Origin of the sequence: Leucobacter sp. UCD-THU (assembly GCF_000349545.1) — a bacterium.
Classification (GTDB): domain Bacteria; phylum Actinomycetota; class Actinomycetes; order Actinomycetales; family Microbacteriaceae; genus Leucobacter; species Leucobacter muris.
Genome location: NZ_KB714599.1, coordinates 5,750 through 24,142, shown reverse-complemented (window position 1 = coordinate 24,142; position 18,393 = coordinate 5,750). Strand labels below are relative to the sequence as shown.

At 72.1% G+C, this 18,393-nt stretch carries 17 protein-coding genes and 1 pseudogene; 4 read left to right on the top strand and 14 right to left on the bottom strand.

All coding sequences use genetic code 11. From position 1 onward, the window contains the following. Nucleotides 1-57 precede the first annotated feature (57 nt). From H490_RS32570 to H490_RS17750, 4 genes and pseudogenes are all read right to left on the bottom strand, one after another. Nucleotides 58-837 (bottom strand): annotated as a pseudogene (locus H490_RS32570) (pseudouridine synthase); the annotation flags it as partial. A 136-nt stretch (nt 838-973) separates the two neighbouring features. Next, nucleotides 974-1,720 (bottom strand): SMC-Scp complex subunit ScpB, encoded by a 747-nt coding sequence (gene scpB, locus H490_RS17760; RefSeq protein WP_017882733.1) that lies wholly within the window; start codon nt 1,718-1,720, stop codon nt 974-976. Continuing rightward, on the bottom strand, nt 1,713-2,588 hold the full coding sequence (locus tag H490_RS17755) for a segregation and condensation protein A (protein WP_017882732.1): 876 nt from the start codon (nt 2,586-2,588) through the stop codon (nt 1,713-1,715). The genes scpB and H490_RS17755 overlap by 8 nt, the downstream gene beginning before the upstream one ends. 8 nt (nt 2,589-2,596) lie before the next feature. After that, nucleotides 2,597-3,451 (bottom strand): ParA family protein, encoded by an 855-nt coding sequence (locus H490_RS17750; RefSeq protein ID WP_017882731.1) that lies wholly within the window; start codon nt 3,449-3,451, stop codon nt 2,597-2,599. 193 nt (nt 3,452-3,644) lie between these two features. On the opposite strand from H490_RS17750, the gene H490_RS17745 reads away from it, so the two are divergent. From H490_RS17745 to H490_RS17735, 3 genes are read left to right on the top strand one after another with little or no spacing between them, the layout of a single operon-like run. Further along, nucleotides 3,645-4,604: an alpha/beta hydrolase gene (locus H490_RS17745; protein WP_017882730.1), complete on the top strand. Its 960-nt coding sequence runs from the start codon at nt 3,645-3,647 to the stop codon at nt 4,602-4,604. Beyond that, nucleotides 4,601-6,091: a hypothetical protein gene (locus tag H490_RS17740; RefSeq protein WP_017882729.1), complete on the top strand. Its 1,491-nt coding sequence runs from the start codon at nt 4,601-4,603 to the stop codon at nt 6,089-6,091. Before H490_RS17745 ends, H490_RS17740 begins: the two co-directional genes overlap by 4 nt. Continuing rightward, on the top strand, nt 6,088-6,753 hold the full coding sequence (locus H490_RS17735) for a DUF6320 domain-containing protein (RefSeq protein ID WP_017882728.1): 666 nt from the start codon (nt 6,088-6,090) through the stop codon (nt 6,751-6,753). The genes H490_RS17740 and H490_RS17735 overlap by 4 nt, the downstream gene beginning before the upstream one ends. A 23-nt stretch (nt 6,754-6,776) precedes the next feature. Here the strand turns inward: H490_RS17735 and H490_RS17730 are convergent, their stop codons facing one another. The 10 genes from H490_RS17730 to H490_RS17690 all read right to left on the bottom strand — a co-directional run bounded on the left by H490_RS17730 (nt 6,777) and on the right by H490_RS17690 (nt 17,365). Next, on the bottom strand, nt 6,777-7,820 hold the full coding sequence (locus H490_RS17730) for a site-specific tyrosine recombinase XerD (RefSeq protein WP_017882727.1): 1,044 nt from the start codon (nt 7,818-7,820) through the stop codon (nt 6,777-6,779). Next, nucleotides 7,820-8,503: an NUDIX domain-containing protein gene (locus H490_RS17725; protein WP_017882726.1), complete on the bottom strand. Its 684-nt coding sequence runs from the start codon at nt 8,501-8,503 to the stop codon at nt 7,820-7,822. Before H490_RS17725 ends, H490_RS17730 begins: the two co-directional genes overlap by 1 nt. Nucleotides 8,504-8,510: 7 nt before the next feature. Beyond that, complete coding sequence (locus H490_RS17720) at nt 8,511-10,205, bottom strand: CTP synthase (protein WP_017882725.1); 1,695 nt, start codon at nt 10,203-10,205, stop codon at nt 8,511-8,513. Nucleotides 10,206-10,260: 55 nt separating this feature from the next. After that, entirely contained in the window at nt 10,261-11,523 is a 1,263-nt protein-coding gene (locus tag H490_RS17715; protein WP_017882724.1) for an AI-2E family transporter, read from the bottom strand. A gap of 90 nt (nt 11,524-11,613) precedes the next feature. After that, entirely contained in the window at nt 11,614-13,299 is a 1,686-nt protein-coding gene (gene recN / locus H490_RS17710; protein WP_017882723.1) for a DNA repair protein RecN, read from the bottom strand. Next, nucleotides 13,296-14,228 (bottom strand): NAD kinase, encoded by a 933-nt coding sequence (locus H490_RS17705; RefSeq protein ID WP_017882722.1) that lies wholly within the window; start codon nt 14,226-14,228, stop codon nt 13,296-13,298. The genes recN and H490_RS17705 overlap by 4 nt, the downstream gene beginning before the upstream one ends. Further along, a complete protein-coding gene (locus tag H490_RS17700) occupies nt 14,225-15,115 on the bottom strand; it encodes a TlyA family RNA methyltransferase (RefSeq protein WP_017882721.1) in 891 nt (296 codons plus the stop codon). The genes H490_RS17705 and H490_RS17700 overlap by 4 nt, the downstream gene beginning before the upstream one ends. Next, nucleotides 15,102-15,251: a hypothetical protein gene (locus tag H490_RS32225; RefSeq protein ID WP_017882720.1), complete on the bottom strand. Its 150-nt coding sequence runs from the start codon at nt 15,249-15,251 to the stop codon at nt 15,102-15,104. Before H490_RS32225 ends, H490_RS17700 begins: the two co-directional genes overlap by 14 nt. Nucleotides 15,252-15,341: 90 nt before the next feature. Then, nucleotides 15,342-16,382 (bottom strand): HAD-IIA family hydrolase, encoded by a 1,041-nt coding sequence (locus tag H490_RS17695; RefSeq protein ID WP_017882719.1) that lies wholly within the window; start codon nt 16,380-16,382, stop codon nt 15,342-15,344. Then, nucleotides 16,382-17,365 (bottom strand): hypothetical protein, encoded by a 984-nt coding sequence (locus tag H490_RS17690; RefSeq protein ID WP_238560275.1) that lies wholly within the window; start codon nt 17,363-17,365, stop codon nt 16,382-16,384. The genes H490_RS17695 and H490_RS17690 overlap by 1 nt, the downstream gene beginning before the upstream one ends. On the opposite strand from H490_RS17690, the gene H490_RS31890 reads away from it, so the two are divergent. Continuing rightward, nucleotides 17,330-18,250 (top strand): hypothetical protein, encoded by a 921-nt coding sequence (locus H490_RS31890; RefSeq protein ID WP_193743380.1) that lies wholly within the window; start codon nt 17,330-17,332, stop codon nt 18,248-18,250. The two genes, H490_RS17690 and H490_RS31890, sit on opposite strands and share 36 nt — an antisense overlap. Nucleotides 18,251-18,393 lie beyond the last annotated feature (143 nt).

The following is an 18,393-nucleotide window of genomic DNA, read 5'->3' as shown; positions in this document are numbered from 1 at the left end:
ACTCCGCGAGGCGTCCGGCCCGTCGTCGGCTCCGCCCGCTCCGCCGTCCTCGACCGCCGACAGCAGCGCCCCGCGCTCCGCCGCCGAGAGCTCGCGCATCTCGCCCACCAGCAGGGTGCCGAGGTGCAGGGGCCCGAACTGGCGGCGCACGAGCTCCTCGACCGGATGCCCCACCTCGGCCAGCATGCGGCGCACGATGCGGTTGCGGCCCGAGTGCAGCGTCACCTCGACGAGGGAGTGCGAGCGGCTCGAACCGTCGGGCAGCAGCTTCGCCCGATCCGCGTGGATCGGGCCGTCTGCCAGCTGCACGCCGTCTTTCAGGCGCTGGATCACGGCCGCCGTCACCCGCCCGCGCACCTTGGCGATGTAGGTCTTCTGCACGCCGAAGCTCGGGTGGGCGAGGCGGTGCGCGAGCTCGCCGTCGTTGGTGAGGATCAGCAGCCCGCTCGTGTCGGTGTCGAGGCGACCCACGTTGTAGAGGCGGTCGTCCACGCGCTCGGCGAACTCGCGCAGATCCGGGCGGCCCCCCTCGTCGCGCATGGTCGAGACCACACCCCGCGGCTTGTTGAGCACGAAGTAGCGCTTCGAGACGTCGAGCTGCACCACGACGCCGTCGACGCGCACATCGTCGGCGTCGGGATCGATGCGGCTGCCCAGCTCGCGCTGCACCTCGCCGTTCACCGTCACCCGGCCGCTCGTGATGAGCGTCTCGCACGCGCGCCGCGACGCGACGCCCGCGTGCGCGAGCGCCTTCTGCAACCGCACCCGGCCGTCGTCCTCGGGCTGCGGATCGGCGGGCGGATCCGAGACCGGCCGGTCCCAGCCCCACTCGGCCATGTCGATCTCGACGACCTGCCCGTCGACCTCGAACCGCCCGCCGTGCCGCGCACCTCGGCCGGCGTCGGGTGCGGCCCTTCCGGCGTCGCCGCGCGCGGCTCCTCGGCGTGCGGAACGGCCGGCCGCGTTCCCGCTCTCAGAGCGACTCATGCTCGAATCCTTCCGAAGGGTCGTCGAGCAGCGGCGCGATGGGCGGCAGCTCGGAGATGTCGTCGATGCCGAGGTGCCGCAGCAGCGCCTCGGTCGTGCCGTAGAGGGTCGCGGTGGTCTCGGGATCCTGCCCCACCTCGGTGATGAGGCCGCGCGCGAGCAGCGTGCGCACCACCGAGTCGACGTTGACGGCGCGGATCGACGCGATCGCGCCGCGCGAGATCGGCTGGCGGTAGGCCACCACGGCGAGCGTCTCGAGCGCGGCCTGCGAGAGCTTCGCGGGCGTCTGCTGCTGCACGAAGTCGGCGACCACGGGGTCGAGGCTCTCGCGCACGTAGAAGCGGTACCCGCCCGCGACCTCGCGCAGCTCGAAGCCGCGCGGCGATCCCGAGCCCCGCGATGCCGCCCCGGAACCGCCGCCGGCGTCTCCGGCCGCCCCGGCCTCGCCGTCGTACTCGGCGATGAGGCCCGCGAGCGCCGCCTTCACCTCGCGCATCGGCCGGTCGGTGGCCGTCGCGAGCGCGACGACGCTGAGCGGCTCGTCGGCCACGATCAGCAGTGCCTCGAGCTGCTGCGCGAGGGTGTGGTGCTCGCGGGCGCGGGCGAGCTCGGTCTCGGCCGCGCTCGGCTCGCGCGATCCCGCGTCGCTCTCTCCCGCCGAAGCGACCGGCTCGACCGGGTCGACCGCCGGCTCGGCTGCGGGATCCTGGCCCGTGTATGCCTGATCAGTCATAGTCGCTCCCCAGGGTAGCCAGTTCGTCGTCCGACCAGTGCTCGCCGGTCCACTGCACCCGCAGCTCGCCCAGCGGCTCGGCCTGCTCGAAGGTCACCGCGGCGCGCCGGTACAGCTCGAGGATCGCGAGGAACCGGGCCACGATCACACCCCGCTCGCCCACCGCGTCGACGCCCGCGACGAGTTCGCGGAACGACCTCGCACCACCCGTGCGCAGCGCCGACACGACCACGGCGGCCTGCTCTCGGATCGACACGAGGGGCGCGTGCAGGTGGTCGAGGCCGACGCTCGGGATCTCGCGCGGCGCGAACGCGAGGGTCGCGATCGCTGCGAAGTCGGCCGCCGAGAGCGACCACGCGAGCTCGGGCGTGCGCTCGCGGTACTTGGCGTCGAGCGGCACGAGCCGCGGGTGCCGCGCGCCCTCGGCCGCGAGCCTCGCCTGGAACCAGGCGCTCGCCTGCTTGAAGGCGCGGTACTGCAGCAGGCGGGCGAAGAGCAGGTCGCGCGCCTCGAGCAGGGCGATGTCCTCGGCGTCGACCGCTTCGCCCTGCGGCAGCAGGCTCGCGATCTTCATGTCGAGCAGCGTCGCGGCGACCACCAGGAACTCCGAGGCGCGATCCAGCTCGATGAGGCCCTGCCCCTCGAGCGATGCGAGGTAGGCGATGAACTCGTCGGTGACGAGGCTGAGCGACACCTCGGTGATGTCGAGCTCGTGCTTGCCGATCAGGTTCAGCAGCAGATCGAAGGGCCCGTCGAACCCCTCGAGCGACACCCGGAACGCGCCGTCGTCGACCCCGGTTTCGGGGTCGGCGGCCGTGCCCTGGGCCGGATCAGCGCCCAGTTCGGGATCCTCGGCGAGCGCGATCATGGCGGTGCTCAGGCGACGACGCCCCGCTGCACGAGCTCGCGGGCGAGTTTGAGATAGGCCTCGGACGCGGCGTTCGAGGGCGCGTAGTCGAGGATCGGCTTCGCCGCGATCTGCGCGTCGGGCAGCTTCACGGTGCGCGCGATGACGGTGTCGAAGACCTTGTCGCCGAAGGTGTCGACCACACGCTCGAGCACCTCGCGCGCGTGCAGGGTGCGGGCGTCGTACATCGTGGCGAGGATGCCGTCGAGCTCGAGCGCCGGGTTGAGGCGGTCCTTCACCTTGTCAACGGTCTCGACGAGCAGGGCGACGCCGCGCAGCGCGAAGTACTCGCACGCGAGCGGGATCAGCACGCCGTGGCTCGCGGTGAGCGCGTTGACGGTGAGCAGGCCCAGGGAGGGCTGGCAGTCGATGAGGACGACGTCGTAGTCGTCGACGACCTTGCGCAGCACGCCGGCGAGGATCTGCTCGCGCGCCACCTCGGTGACGAGGTGCACCTCCGCGGCGGAGAGGTCGATGTTGGCCGGGATCACGTCGAGGCCCGCGGTCTCGGTGCGCTGGATCGCCGCGCGCGGATCCTTCTCCTTGCCGAGCATGAGGTCGTAGATCGTGGGCACGTCGTGCGCGGGCACGCCGAGGCCGGCCGAGAGCGCGCCCTGCGGGTCGAAGTCGACGGCGAGCACCCGACGACCGTACCGCGCGAGGGCGGCTGCGAGGTTGATGGTGCTGGTGGTCTTCCCCACCCCGCCCTTCTGACTGCACATCGCGATGATGCGCGCGGGGCCGTGCCGGTCGAGCTTCCGGGGCGCGGGGATCACGCGCTCGGGGCGGCCGGTCGGTCCCAGCTCAAACAGAGTGTTCGCCATACCCGTCCCTCTCGTGTCGCTCGCTAACGCTCCATCCTATCGCGCGATCCCGATCCCTCACCTCCCAACGGAAGACGCCGACCGCTCCGACGGGGCCGCCCCGGGCGGGCTCAGCCCGCTCCAACCGGCGCGGCGGGCGGCCTCTCTATGCTGGGGTCATGGAACGCACCGCCGCCGACACCGGCTCCCGCCCGTGAACCCGCTGTTCCGGGCGGTGCTGAGCCTGTTCGCCGCGCCCCGCGTCAACATGCGCGAGGACTACGAGAAGGTGCGCCGCCGCCAGCGCCGACTGGCCGCGCTGCCGGCCCCTCGATACCAGGCCTCGGACTGGCAGGTGCCCTCCGACGACGGCGACCATCGGGTGCCGGCTCGCATCTTCACCCCGAAGAAGCGGCTGCGCGACGACGTGCTCGTGTTCTTCCACGGCGGCGGCTGGGTCACGGGGGATATCGAGAGCTACACCCCCGCCTGCGCCACGATGGCCGATCTCACCGGCTGCACGGTGATCTCCGTCGACTACCGCCTGGCTCCCGAGCACCCCTTCCCAGCCGGACTGCAGGACTGCTTCGACGTCGCCCGGCTGCTGCTGGAGAAGCCGTGGCTGGCGGGAGCGCCCGACGCCTCGAAGATCGTGCTGGTGGGCGATTCCGCCGGCGGCAACCTCGCCGCGGTCGTCTCGCTGCTGCTGCTGGAGCGCGGTCAGCGCGGAGCGACCCGGCAGATCCTGCTCTACCCGGTGACGCACTGGGATCACGATCCCGCATCCTCCCCGTTCGCGTCGGTGCGCAATCACGGCGAGGACTACCGGCTCACGAACGCCGAGGTGCAGGACTACTTCGAGCTCTACGTGCCCGATCCCGAGAAGCGCCGCGATCGCCTCGTGGCGCCGCTGATGGCCGAGGACCTCTCCGGGCAGCCGCGCACCCTGCTCATCACGGCCGAGCTCGATCTGCTGCGCGACGAGGGCGAGGCCTACGGCCGTGCGCTCGAGGCGGCGGGCAACGCGGTGCAGGTGCACCGCGTCGACGGGGCTCTGCACGGGTTCATCGCGCTGCCCCGCTTCTCCCGTTCGCTCAGGGAGGCCTACGAGGTGATCAACGCGTTCCTGGGCGACACCGCCGCCGAGCACCCGAGCCCGCAGGGGCTGCCATGACGCGCCGGGCCTGGGTGCGGCTCGACAACGCCTCCAACATCTTCCTCGCGGCCCGCAGCGACGCGGATCCGAAGGTGTTCCGCACGAGCGCCGAGGTCGACCACGAGGTGGATCCGATGCTGCTGCAGCAGGCGCTCGACCTCACCTACGAACGGTACCCGCTCTACCACGCGGTGCTGCGACGCGGCGTGTTCTGGTACTACCTGCAGGACAGCGATCTGCACCCGACCGTCACCGCCGACGCGCGGCCCACCTGCGCGCCCATCTACCAGGCGGATCGGCTCGGGCTGCTGTTCCGCGTGATGCATCACCGGCGACGGATCATCCTCGAGATCTTCCACGCGCTCTCCGACGGCACGGGGGCGCTGTGGTTCCTCTCCGACCTGCTGGCGGCGTACATCCGGCTGCGTCACCCCGAGCCTCCGCTCGAGGCCGCCGCGGCCGAGGAGACACGCACCGACCCCGCTCGGGCCGACGCCTCGCCCCGGCCCGGCGACGACCCGGCCGGCACGCCGCACGAGCTGGCCTCCGACAGCTTCGCGCACTACTTCCGCCGCCCGCCCCGCGCCCGCCGCGGCGACCCGCCGGCCTCCGAGTCCGCGTTCAGCCGCGCCGCCGCGCCGGCCCCGCTCACCGTCGACGAGAGCGCGCGGCCCGCGCCCGCCGAGCCCCCGAGCCCCCGCACTCCGCGTCGCCGCCCGGGCGCGCGGGCCTGCCGGGTCCGGGGAACCCGCACCCCCGACAATCGCACGCGCGCCGTCGAACTCACGGTGCCGGCGCAAGAGGTGCTGGCGCTCGCGCGGGCCGAGGGCGTCGCGCTCACCATGTACCTGACAGCGGTGTTCTTCGAGTCGATCCGCCTGTCCTCCGGCGGCCTCGGCAGGGCCCGCACTCTGGCCGCATCGGTGCCGGTGAATCTGCGCCAGTTCTACCCGTCGACGTCGGCCCGCAACTTCTTCGCGACCGTGCGCGTGGAGCACACCTACGGCGAGGGGCCCGACGACCTCGGCTCGATCTGCCGGCGGCTCGAGGCCCAGTTCAGGCCGAAGGCGAGCGCCGAGGCGCTCGGCAAGAAGCTTCGGAGATTCATCCGCTTCGAGCGGATGGCCGGCTTGAGGATCGTGCCGCGGCCCCTCAAAGACGTGCTGCTGGGGCTGATCAACTGGGCCAACAACCGCGGGCTGAGCGTGGCGGTGTCGAATCTCGGCCGCGTGAGCCTGCCGGATCCGGCCGAATCGCACGTGGGGCGCATGCTGTTCCAGGTCTCGGCCGTGCGCCCGCAGTTCTGCGCCATGTCGCACGCGGGTCAGCTCACGATCACCTTCACCTCGCCGTTCACGGAGACCGACCACGTGAGGGAGTTCGCCCGGCTGCTCACCCGCCGCGGGCTGAACGTGCGCGTCGCGGCCGCGCGGGTGACCGAGGCGGAGCTCGCGGAAGGCGAAGGCCTGGCGAAGGGCGAAGGCCTGTCGGAGGGCGAGTCATGAGGCGCTGCGCGGAGTGCGCCGTCGATATCGAGGGCGCCTGGACCCGCTGCCCCCTGTGCAGTGCGGCGACCGCCGGCGAGACGATCCCGAGCCCGCTCCCGGCGGTGCCGCTCGAGTTCTCCCGGCGCCGGGTGCTGAGGGTGCTGTTCCTCGCCTCGCTCGCGGTGATCCTCGCATCGTTCGTCGTCCAGCTGCTGTTCAGTCGTGGGGTGGAGGGCATCGGCGCGCTCCGCTCGGTGTGGCTCGGAGTGATCACCATGTGGCTCGTGGTACTGATGGCGGTGCGCAAGCGGCGCAACGTCGCCAAGGGCACCGTGTACCTCGTGGTGCTGGTCGGCCTGATCTGCGTGTACTGGGACTACCTGACCGGCTGGCACGGCTGGTCGTTGAACTACGCCGTGCCGATCGTCTGCGCCTGTTCCATCGTCGCGCTGCTGATCACCGTTCGGGTGATGCGCATCGAGGTCGGAGAGCACATCGTCTACAGCGGACTGACCGTGCTCCTCGGGCTGGCCCCCTTCGGCTTCCTCGCCTTCGGCTGGGTGACCACGCCGCTGCCGTCGGCCATCTGCGGCGCCCTCAGCGTGGTGGTGCTGGTGCTGCTGCAGCTCGCTCGGGGCGCCGAGGTGCGGCACGAACTCTCCAAGCGCCTGCACCTGTAGCCGCCGCGCCGAAACGCAGAACGCTAACGCGCCCGCGGGTGGGCGGTGAGGTAGTGCTCGCGCAGCGTGTCGGCGGTCACCTGCGTGTAGATCTGCGTGGTGGTCACCGAGGCGTGGCCGAGCATCTCCTGCACGGTGCGCACGTCGGCGCCGCCCGCCAGCAGGTGCGTGGCGAACGAGTGGCGCAGGGTGTGCGGCGACACCTCGGCGGTGATGCCGGCGCGCTCGGCGGCGGCCCGGATCACGAGCCAGGCGCTCTGCCGGGAGAGCCGGCCGCCGCGGGGTCCCACGAAGAGCGCGGGTGTGCCGCCGCCCCTCTCGGCCATCGTGGGGCGGGCGCGCACCAGGTAGGCGGCGAGCGCGCGCCCCGCGTAACTGCCGTAGGGCACGATCCGCTGCTTCGACCCCTTGCCCGTCACGCGCAGGAAGCCGCCCTCGGCGAGCGCGCGCTCGGGGTCGCCCCAGGCGTCGCCCCGCCCGGGAACCGAGAGCAGATCGTCGACGTCGAGGGCCGTGATCTCGCTCACCCGCGCGCCGCTCGCGTAGAGCAGCTCGAGCAGTGCGCGATCACGCAGCGCCACGGGCTGATCGGCGGTCGCGTCCTCCCCTCCGCCGGCCGCCGCGAGCAGCGCCTCGACGTCCTCGACGGGCAGCGCCTTGGGCAGCCGCAGCGCGCGCTTCGGGGTGCGCACGCCGCTGCCCGCGTGACTCTCGAGCAGCCCCTCCTCGAACAGGAAGCGGTGCATGCCGCGCACGGTCGAGAGCCTGCGGGTGATCGAGGCGGGCGCGAGGGGCGGGGGCGGCGCGTCGGGGCCGCCGGGGGCGGCCGCTCCGGAAGCAGCGGCGCCCCCGGCGGGGGCGGCGCCCCCGTTCAGTTCGGCGACGTACTCCGACAGCGTGTCGGGCGTGACCCGCGACAGCTCGTCGATGCCGCGGCGATCGAGCCAGGCGGCGTAGGCGTCGAGGTCGCGCCGGTACGCGGCCAGGCTGTTGGCCGAGAGGCCGCGCTCGAGCGTCACGTGGCGCAGATAGCGCTCGGCCCCCTGCTGCGCGGTGAGGCGGCCCATCAGCCCGACCGCGCTCCCCGTGCGGCTTCGCGGGCGATCCAGGGCAGCTCGGGATCGCGCAGCGTCGACCATCCGCGGCCCCGGGAGACCCAGGCGGCGAGCGCGGCGCTCACCGTGACCGCGTTCTGCACGCGCCCCTCGAGCGCCGCCTCCACGACCTCGTCGAGCGGCACCCAGCGGGGCACGAGCTCGGCCTCCTCCTCGCCGCGCACGTAGTCGTGCTCGACGGGTGTGAGGTCGCGGGCGAGGAAGACGCGCATGGCCTCGCTCGTTCCGCCGGGCGAGAGGAACTCGTCGAGCAGCAGATGCCAGCGGCCGGCCTGCAGGTCGGCCTCCTCGGCGAGCTCGCGCTGCGCGGCGAGCAGCCCCGACTCCCCCGGCGCGTCCATGAGGCCGGCGGGGATCTCCCAGTCGCGGTGCGCGATGGCGTGCCGGTACTGCTGGATCAGCAGGATCCGGTCGTCGGCGTCGAGCGCCACCACGGCGACGGCGCCCGTGTGGTCGAGGTAGTCGCGCGTGAGCACCTCGCCGCCGAATTCGAAGCGGTCGCGGCGCACGTCCCAGACGCGGCCGCGCACGAGCAGCTCGCTGTCGAGCACGGGCACTTCGGCGAGGGCGTCGGCGAGCGGAGCCGATCCGCCCTCCCGCTGCGCGGCAACCGCCGCGGTCTCCTCGCCGGCCACGGTCGCTCTACTCGCCCTCTTCGACCTCGAACAGCTGCGCCGCGTCGCGGCGCTCGATCGCGGCGCCGACGAGGCCGGCGAACAGCGGGTGCGGCGTGCCCGGGCGCGACTTCAGCTCGGGGTGCGCCTGCGTGGCGATGTAGAACGGATGCACGTCGCGTGCCAGCTCGACGTACTCGACCAGTTCGCCGTCGGGGCTCGTGCCCGAGAACGAGAGGCCCGACTCCGCGATCCGGTCGCGATAGCGGTTGCTCACCTCGTAGCGGTGGCGATGGCGCTCGCTCGCAGTGGGCGCGCCGTAGAGCTCGGCCGCGAGCGACCCCTCCGCGAGCGCGGCCTCGTAGAGGCCCAGGCGCATCGTACCGCCGAGGTCGCCGCCGTCGATGATGTCGACCTGCTCGGCCATGGTCGCGATCACGGGCACGGGGGTCTCGGGGTCGAACTCGGTCGACGAGGCTCCCTCGAGGCCGGTCACGTTGCGGGCGTACTCGATCACCATGCACTGCAGGCCGAGGCACAGGCCGAGCGTGGGGATGCCGTTCTCGCGGGCGAAGCGCAGCGCGCCGAGCTTGCCCTCGATGCCGCGGATGCCGAAGCCGCCGGGCACGCAGATGCCGTCGACGTCGCCGAGCTGCTCGAGCGCGCCCTCGGGCGTCTCGCAGGTGTCGGAGGGCACCCACTTGAGATTGACCTTCGTGGAGTGCGCGAAGCCGCCGGCGCGCAGCGCCTCGGTCACCGAGAGGTAGGCGTCGGGCAGGTCGATGTACTTGCCCACGAGCGCGAGGGTGACCTCGCCCTTCGGGTGGTGCACCGCGTCGAGCACGGGCTGCCAGTCGGTCCAGTCGACGTCGTCGGCCCGCTCGGAGAGGCCGAGGTGCTCGACGATGGTCTGGTCGAGGCCCTGGTCGTTGAGCAGGCGGGGCAGGTCGTAGATGCTGGGCACGTCGATCGCGTTGACCACCGCGTCTTCGTCGACGTCGCACATGAGCGCGATCTTGCGCAGGTTGTCGTCGGTGACGGGGCGGTCGCTGCGCAGCACGAGGGCGTCGGGCTGGATGCCGATGGAGCGGAGCGCCGCGACGGAGTGCTGGGTGGGCTTGGTCTTCTGCTCGCCGGACGCGCCCATGAAGGGCACCAGCGAGACGTGCACGAAGAACACGTTCTGGCGCCCGAGCTCGTGGCGCACCTGGCGCGCCGACTCGAGGAACGGCTGCGACTCGATGTCGCCCACCGTGCCGCCGACCTCGGTGATGATCACGTCGGGGCGGGGATCCTCTTCGGCCTGCAGCCGCATGCGGCGCTTGATCTCGTTGGTGATGTGCGGGATCACCTGCACCGTGTCGCCGAGGTACTCGCCGCGGCGCTCCTTGGCGATCACGGTCGAGTAGATTTGGCCGGTGGTGACGTTCGCCGCCTGCGACAGGTTGATGCCGAGGAAGCGCTCGTAGTGCCCGATGTCGAGGTCGGTCTCAGCGCCGTCGTCGGTCACGAAGACCTCGCCGTGCTGGAACGGGTTCATGGTGCCCGGATCGACGTTGAGGTACGGATCGAGCTTCTGCATGACCACGTGCAGACCGCGCGCGGTGAGGAGATTGCCGAGACTCGCGGCGGTCAGCCCCTTGCCGAGCGAGGAGACGACACCCCCGGTCACGAAGATGTGCTTGGTGATGCCGGTCTGGTCCGTGCGCTGCTCTGTTCCCACGGGCTTCGATCCTATCAGTTGAATGCTGTCATGCGAACGGGCGAGGCGGAGAGAGCTAGCGCATCTCCTGCCGCGGCATCCACACCTGTTTGATGATCATCAGCACCATGGCGGTGACCGGGATCGAGATGAGGGCGCCGAGCAGGCCGAGCAGCGTGCCGCCCGCAAGGGCGCCGATCACCACGAGCGAGCCCGGCACCGACACCACGCGGTTCATGATGCGCGGCGTCAGCAGGTACGACTCGATCTGCATGTAGATCAGGTAGTAGACGGCGGCGATGATCGCGGTCATCGGCGAGTCGAAGAGCGCGACGATCGACACGAGCACGGTGGCCAGCACCGAGCCGATGAGCGGGATGAGCGCGAGGAAGAACACGCCCACCGCGACGAGGCCGGCGAAAGGCACGCCCACGATCGTCATCATGATGAAGCCCAGCACGGCGTTCGTGAAGGCGAGCACCACCATGCCGTTCACGTAGCCGCCGACCGACTTGGTGACCTGCTCGGTGATGTCGATGACCTTCGCGCGGCCCGAGCGGGGCACGAGCGAGTAGAAGGCGCGCTTCACGCTGCGCAGCGAGGCCAGGAAGTAGAGGGTGAGGATCAGCACGATCAGCCCCGCGGTGAGGCCGTTGGCGATGCCGATGCCGGCCTGCCAGACGCCGCCGGCCATCTGCGCCAGGTTCTCGGGGTCGCCGACGAAGTCCTGGCCCATGCGCAGCAGGCCGTCGAAGTCGACGAACTCGCCGAAGCGGCTGTTGAGGTCGATGAACCAGGGTTGGTTGTTCAGGTCTTGCACGAGAGCGGGGGCGCTGCGCACGAGCAGGGTGATCTGGTTGGCGATCATCGGGATGATGATGCCGAGCAGGCCGCCGATCACCAGCACGAAGCCGCCGAACACGATGCCGATGCCGAGCGGGCGCTTGATGCCCCGCCGCTCGAGCATGCGCACCACGGGGTCGAGGCCGAGCGCGATGAAGAGCGCCGCCGCGACGTACATGATGATGGTGCTGAGCTGACCGATGATCGAGCCGACCAGCAGCGCGACCAGCACGCCGAGCGTCACGGTGAAGCCGAGCTGGAACGGGCTGCGCACCACGAAATCGCGGGTATGCGTCTTCGCGCGCTCCTCGCGCGCGTCGACCGCGGCCTCGCGCGCATCGCGGTACATCTCTCGCGTCTCGGAGTCGAGCTGCTCGAGGTCGGCGTGCACCACCTCGGGATGCGAATCGAGGTAGGCCTCCTTCGCCGCCGCATTGTCGCTGAGCGTCGGTTTCGTCGCGCCGCTCGACCAGCGGCGACCGAAGATCTTCACCATGTGTGGAGCGTAGCACCTGCCGCGGACACTCTTCGCGAGGCGGCGCGGAACAGCCTCGGCGGGGCCGGGATCGGCCGCAGCAACGCGGCCCTAGTCGCGCAGCGCGAGCAGCTCGGCGGCGTGCTCGAGCGCGCTCCCGGAGTCGCTGAGCCCCGAGAGCAGCCGGGCCATCTCGGCGAGGCGCTCCTCGCCCTCGAGGCGCCGGCAGCTGCTCTCGGTGAAGCCGCCGGAGGAGTCCTTCACCACCTGCAGGTGGTTGTTCGCGAAGGCCGCGACCTGGGCGAGGTGCGTCACCACGATCACCTGCGAGGACCGCGCGAGGCGCGCGAGGCGACGGCCAATCTCGATCGCGGCGGCGCCGCCCACACCCGCGTCGACCTCGTCGAACACGAAGGTGGGCACCGGGTCGACGCCGGCGACGACCACCTCGAGCGCCAGCATCACGCGCGAGAGCTCGCCTCCGGAGGCCGACTTCGCGATCGGTCGCGGCTGCGCCCCCGGGTGCGGGCTGAGCAGCAGCTGCACCTCGTCGCCGCCCGAGCCGCCGAGGGCGTCGAGGGGCGTCACCCGCACCACGAACTCGGCGTCGGGCAGCGCGAGCTGCCTGAGCTCGACCGTCACCAGCTCGGAGAGTCGCGACGCCGCGTCGGCGCGCAGCTCGGAGAGGCGGTCGGCGAGCGAGCGCTCCTCATCGTCGAGCTGCTCGAGGCGCGCGGTGAGCTCGTCGATGCGCTCGTCGTCGCCGTCGAGCTCGGTCAGACGCCGCGCCGCGTCGGCTGCGTACTCCACGACCGCGGCGGAGTCGGCGCCGTACACCCGGAACAGCCCGGTGAGGGCGGCGAGCCGATCGTTCGCCTGCGCGAGCTCCCCCGGCCCCTCCTGATCGAGGTCGGCGGCGTAGGCCGCGAGTTCGCGGGCCGCGTCCGCCAGCTGGAAGCTCGCGCTGCGCAGCGTCTCGAGCACGGCCTCGAGGCGCTGATCGTGGCCGGCGACGCGCTCGACCTCTCTCACCGCCTCGTCGACCAGCGAGCTCGCGTCTCGGCTCATGGGGTCGTCGGAGTCGGTGGCGAGCGCCTCGTGCGCCGAAGAGGTGGCGGCCCGCAGCGCCTCGACGTTGCTCAGCAGGTCGATGCGCTGCACGAGCTCCTGCTCTTCGCCGGCCTGCGGATCCACCGCGGCGATCTCCTCCAGCTCGGAGCGCAGACGGACGGCCTCGGCGGCCCGCTCGTCCCTGGCCTCCGTGAGCTCCGCGACCTGCGCGCCCAGCTGCTGCCGTTCGCGATGCGCGGTGCGGTAGTCGCGCAGGGTCGCCGCGAGTTCGTCGCCGCCGAACCGGTCGAGTGTGTCGCGCTGCGCCGCAGCCGATCTCAGGCGCAGCTGCTCGGACTGGCCGTGCACGGCGAACAGCCGCTCGGCCAGTCGCCCCAGGCTGCCCACCGGGGCGCTCGCGCCGCCGACGCTCGCGCGGCTGCGCCCCTCCGCGTTCACGGTGCGGCTGAGCACCAGCTCGCCGTCTTCGAGGTCGCCCCCGATGTCGTCGACGATCTCGGCGACCGCAGGGTCAGAGGTGCGCACGATGCCTCCGACGCGCGCCTGGGCTGCGCCGGTGCGTACGGCCCCGGCGTCGCTGCGCTCCCCCATCAGCAGGCCGAGCGCGCTTACCACCATCGTCTTGCCGGCGCCGGTCTCGCCCGTGATCGCCGTGAAGCCCGGCCCGAGCGGCAGCGTCGCGTCGGCGATGACCCCGAGATCGCGAATATGCAGCTCCTCGATCACTCGGCCCCTCCGCTCTCCCGACGGGTGCCGCGCCAGCCCGAGACCGGCAGGTGGAACTTGCGCACCAGCCGATCCGAGAACATCGCCCGGTTGAGCCTCGCGAGGCGCACCGAGTGCGCGGATCGGCGCACCCGCACGATCGAACCCGCCGGCAGCTCGGTGCGGCGCCGTCCGTCGCACCACATCACGCCCGGTCCGATGTTCTCGGGCAGGATGCGCACGCTCAGCTCGGAGTCGGTGCCCGTCACCAGGGGGCGGTCGAAGAGCGCGTGCGCCGCGATCGGCACCATCAGCATCGCCTGCACGGTGGGCCAGACGACGGGCCCGCCGGCCGAGAACGCGTACGCCGTCGACCCCGTCGGCGTGGCGAGCACCACTCCGTCGCAGGCGAAGTTCGAGACCGGCAACCCGTCGACGCCGATCTCCACCTCGAGCATGCGCCGCCGCTTCTCGACCGATGCCTCGTTCAGCGCCCAGGTCTCGGCGATCACCTCGCCGTCGCAGGTGGCCTGCACGTCGACCGTCATGCGCTCCTCGACCGTGTAGTCGCGCCGCAGCACCCGGTCGATCGTCTCAGCGAGGTCGTAGTTCTCCATCTCGGCGAGGAAGCCCACGTGCCCCAGGTTGACCCCGACGATGGGGCACTCGGATCCGCGCAGCAGCTCGGCGGCGCGCAGGATCGTGCCGTCGCCGCCGAGCACGATGGCGGCCTCGAGCTCGTGGATGGTCACGTCTCGGCCGAGCTCGGCGATGCTCTCGATGTTCAGGTGCGGTGCGAACTCCTGCCGGTCGTGCCGGTCGAGCACGGGTTCCGCACCGGCTGCGCGAAGCGCGGATACCGCCTCGACCGTGGCCGCGACCGCCTCGTCGCGATGAGTGTGCGAGACGACGAGAAAACGCCTCGTGCCCGCTTCATGCGCAGTGCTCATGGCTCTCCGTTCGCTCGGTTGCGGGGTCGGACTCGAGCGGGGGCTGCGCGATCGTCGTCGTCGCAGAGCTCCGCGATCCTCCCCTCCCATTCTGTCGGATGCGCGTCCTCGACGCCTGCGAAGTGCACCAGGAACTCCCGGTTGCCCGAACCGCCGGCGATCGGCGACCGGGCGAGGCCGCGCGCGGCGAAGCCGTGCTCTTCTCCCGCACGCAGCACGGTGCGGATCGCCTGCGCCCACAGCGCCGGGTCGGTGACCACCCCGTCGCGCACGCGCCCGACTTCGAACTGCGGTTTCACAAGCAGCACGAGGTCGGCGTCCAGGGCCGCGCAGCGCGCGATGGCGGGCAGGATCAGGCCGAGCGAGATGAACGAGAGGTCGGCGACCACCAGGGCCGGGGGCTCGACCACTCCCGTGTCGGCCGCCAGGTTCTCGGCGGTGAGCTCGCGGGCGTTGCGGCCCTCGACCAGGCGCACCCGCGCGTCGGCGCGCAGCTCGGGCACCAGCTGGTCGTGGCCCACGTCGATGGCCTGCACCGCCCGCGCACCGCGCTCGAGCAGCACCTGAGTGAAGCCACCCGTCGACGCTCCGAGGTCGAGAGCGACACGGCCGGCGGGATCGATGCCGAACTCGTCGAGACCGGCGATGAGCTTGTGGGCAGCGCGGCTCACGTAGTGGTCGCCGCCCGCGACCGCGATCCGCGCCCCCTCGGGCACGCGGGCGCCCGACTTCGTCGCCGGCCGGCCGTCGACCAGCACGCTGCCCGCCGCGATCAGCTCGGCCGCCTGGCTGCGAGACCGGGCGAGGCCGAGCTGCGGCAGCGCCCGATCCAGGCGTTCACCCTCGCCCAGCCAGACCCCCTCGCCCCGATCGTCAGGAGCCGCCATGGTCGCCCCGCTGCAACTCGGCGAGAAGCTCGTCGTGCAGCTGTTCGAAACCCGCGGCGCGCTGCGCCAGCGGCTGCGCCTCGATCACCTCGAGGCGCCCGAGCAGACCGTCTTCGCTGTGGGGCTCCCTGTCCATGGCTCAAGCCTAGCCGCGGCCGCCGACACGCACCGGCACACACGGCCCGGAGCTGCTTTGCGTGCGCCCCGCCCGCTCGTTCCTCGCGGCTCAGCGCCAGTGATCCTCGTACAGGATCTCGGGAATCTTCAGACCGTAGATCGCGAGCCCGGATCCCCAGACCGCGGCGCAGCCGGCGCGCAGCAGATCGAGCGGAGCCTCCCCCTCGGCGACGACCCGGGCGACGTGCCCGTCCATGCGCACCTTCGCGGAGCCGACCTGCACGGTGCCGTCGCGCAGCTGCTCGGTCGCGGGGTAGGGCTCGTGCAGCTCGGCGAGGGTGGCGACGATGTAGTCGGGCTGCATGTCCCGCGATGCCGCGATGAGCTGCTTCGGCCGATCGACGCCCGTGAGCACCTGCAGTGACGGGATGCCCGCCGCTCGCGCCCCCTTGATGTCGGTGTCGAGCCGGTCGCCCAGCATCAGCGCATTGCGCGTGCCGAAGCGCTCGAACGCCGCTTCGAAGATCGGCGTCTCCGGTTTGCCCGCGAAGACCGGCAGCCGCTGCACGGCCGTGTGCACGGCCGATACGAGGGTGCCGTTGCCCGGGGCGAGCCCGCGGGCGACGGGGATCGTCCAGTCGGTGTTCGTCGCGATCCAGGGCAGCGGATCGCGCCCCGGCTGCTCGGCGAGCGCGAACGCGGCCTCGGCGAGGTGCACCCACCCCACGTCGGGGGCGAAGCCCTGCACCACGGCGGCGGGGTCGTCGTCGGCGCTGCGAGTCACCTCGAAGCCGGCCTTCTGCAACTCGTCGACCAGGCCGTCGCCGCCCACCACCAGCACCCGCGACCCGGCGGGAACCGACCCGGCGAGCAGCGCGACCGCCGCCTGGGGCGAGGTGACCACGTCTTCGGGGCGCGCCCGCAGACCGAGGCCCTGGAGGTGCTCCGCGACCGAGGCGTCGGTGCGGGAGGCGTTGTTCGTGATGTAGGCGAGGCGCGCCCGCTCGGCCGCGAGGTTCAGCTGCTCGACGGCTCCCGGGATCGCGCCGGGTCCGCGGTAGACGACGCCGTCGAGGTCGGAGAGCAGCAGCTCCCGGCCCTCGATCGGCGCCGCTCCGAGCGGGGTGCGCTTCTTCCCGAACAGCGCCACTACGACCGATCCTCCGCGCTCTCGGGCCGCTCTGCCTCCCCGATGCCGGCCTCGGCGAGCAGTTCGGCGACCTCGGCCGCGATCTCGTCCTCGGCGTCGGGGGCGCTCAGCCCCTCATCCTCGCCAGCCGGAGCCGCAGCGTCGCCGACGGCGGCCCCCGCCTCGGGCTCCGCCTCCGCGGGAGCCACCGCATCCTCCTCCGGCCGGGTGTCATCCGCAGCGTCGCTCCGCTGCTCCGACTCCTCAGCCGCGCCCTCGACACGCGCGTCGACGTCCGCGGGATCCTCGTCGTCGGACGCCTCTTCGAGGTCGAACTCGGACTCGTGGATCTCGAAGACCTCGAGCTGGTCGAGCGATCCGAGATGGTCCTGCAGAGCGCCCGCTGCGCGGTCGGCATGACGGTACCACTCGCGCGCCTCGTCGTCGCGTCCGAGATCCTCGAGCACCGCCGCATAGGCTCCGAAGAGCTCGGGGCTCCACGAGAACGCGCGCTGCGGATTGAGCTCCGGGATCTCGAGCTCGAAGAGCGCCTGCTGCGTCTGCCCCAGGTCGAGGCGGGCGCCCGACATCGCGATCGCGAGGTGCACCCGCTGCTCGGTGTCGAGCTTCGAGGTGTCGGCCTCAAGGCCGGTCTCGAGCGCCTTCTCCGGCCGGCCGAGGCCGCGTTCGCAGTCGACCATCAGCGCGAGATGCCCGTCGAGGCCGCTCAGTCGCCGATAGGTGCGCAGTTCGCGCAGCGCGAGCGCGAAGTCGCCGGTGCGGTAAGCCGTGATCGCGAGCGTCTCGCGGGCGACGGGAATCCGGCCCGCGCGTCGGCTCGCCGAGAGGGCGTGCTGATGCGCGAGCTCTGGATCCTCGTCGATGAGCATCGCCACCATTGCGAGATGGCGCGCCACGCGCTCCTGCACGTCGGCCTGCAGCGTCTTCAACTCGTTGCGGGCGGCGGGATGCAGGTCGTTGGCGCGGATATCGTCCGGAATCACCGGATCCTGATGCTCTGCGCGCACCGGGCGCAGCTCGTGCTGCAGGCGCTCCGCCTCCGTGTACTCGCGCCCGCTGCCGCCACGGTCGCTCCGGCCGCCGCCGCGAGTGCCGCCGCGGCCGTAGCTCTCCCGGCGGTCGCCTTGCGGGCGGCTCCCGCGGCGATCGTCGCGATCCCGGTCGCCTCCGCGACGGTCGCCGCGGAAGTCGCCCTCGCGACGCGGGCGACGATCATCCCGGAAGTCACCGTCCCGACGGGGCCGACGTTCCTCGCCGCCTTCGCCGCCGCGATAGGGGCGACGCGCTCCTCCGCGGTCGTCGCCATCGCGACGGGGCCCGCGGTCACCCCGGAAGTCGCCTGCGCGATTCTGATACGGGCGACGCTCTCCGTCCCGCTCGCCACCACGGCGCTCATCGCCGTCGCGCCGCGAGCGTCGATCGTCGCGGAAGTCGCCATCACGGCGCGCGCGGCGATCCTGGCCGCCTTCACCGCTGCGGAAGGGCCGACGCTCCCCTCCGCGACCGCCCCGGTGATCGTCGCGGGAACCGCCGCCGTCCCGGCGCGGGCGTCGATCGTCGCGGAAATCGCCATCACGGCGCGGGCGTCGGTCATCCCGGAAATCGCCTTCGCGACGCGGAGCGCGATCGTCACGGCTGCCGGATTCGCGACGCTGGCCGCCATCATCGCGCCGCGGGCGGTCGCCGTTCGACGATCGCGAACCGCGATCCCAGTTCGACCGGGCGCCGCCGTCGCGGCGCTGGCCGCCACCACGATGCTGGCCGTCGTTGCGTTTCCGGGGGCCGCGGTCTGCGGGCTCGTCCCGCTGGGGCCGATCGTTCATGGGTGCCTCCCGGAGAATCAACGCTATCGAATTAAAAGTCCATAAATGAGAAGAGGGCCGCACAGTGAGCGCCAGCACTGGCATTCACTGTACGACCCTCTGAAAAGGTGTCCGGCGGTGTCCTACTCTCCCACGAGGTCCCCCTCGCAGTACCATCGGCGCTGTCAGTCTTAGCTTCCGGGTTCGGA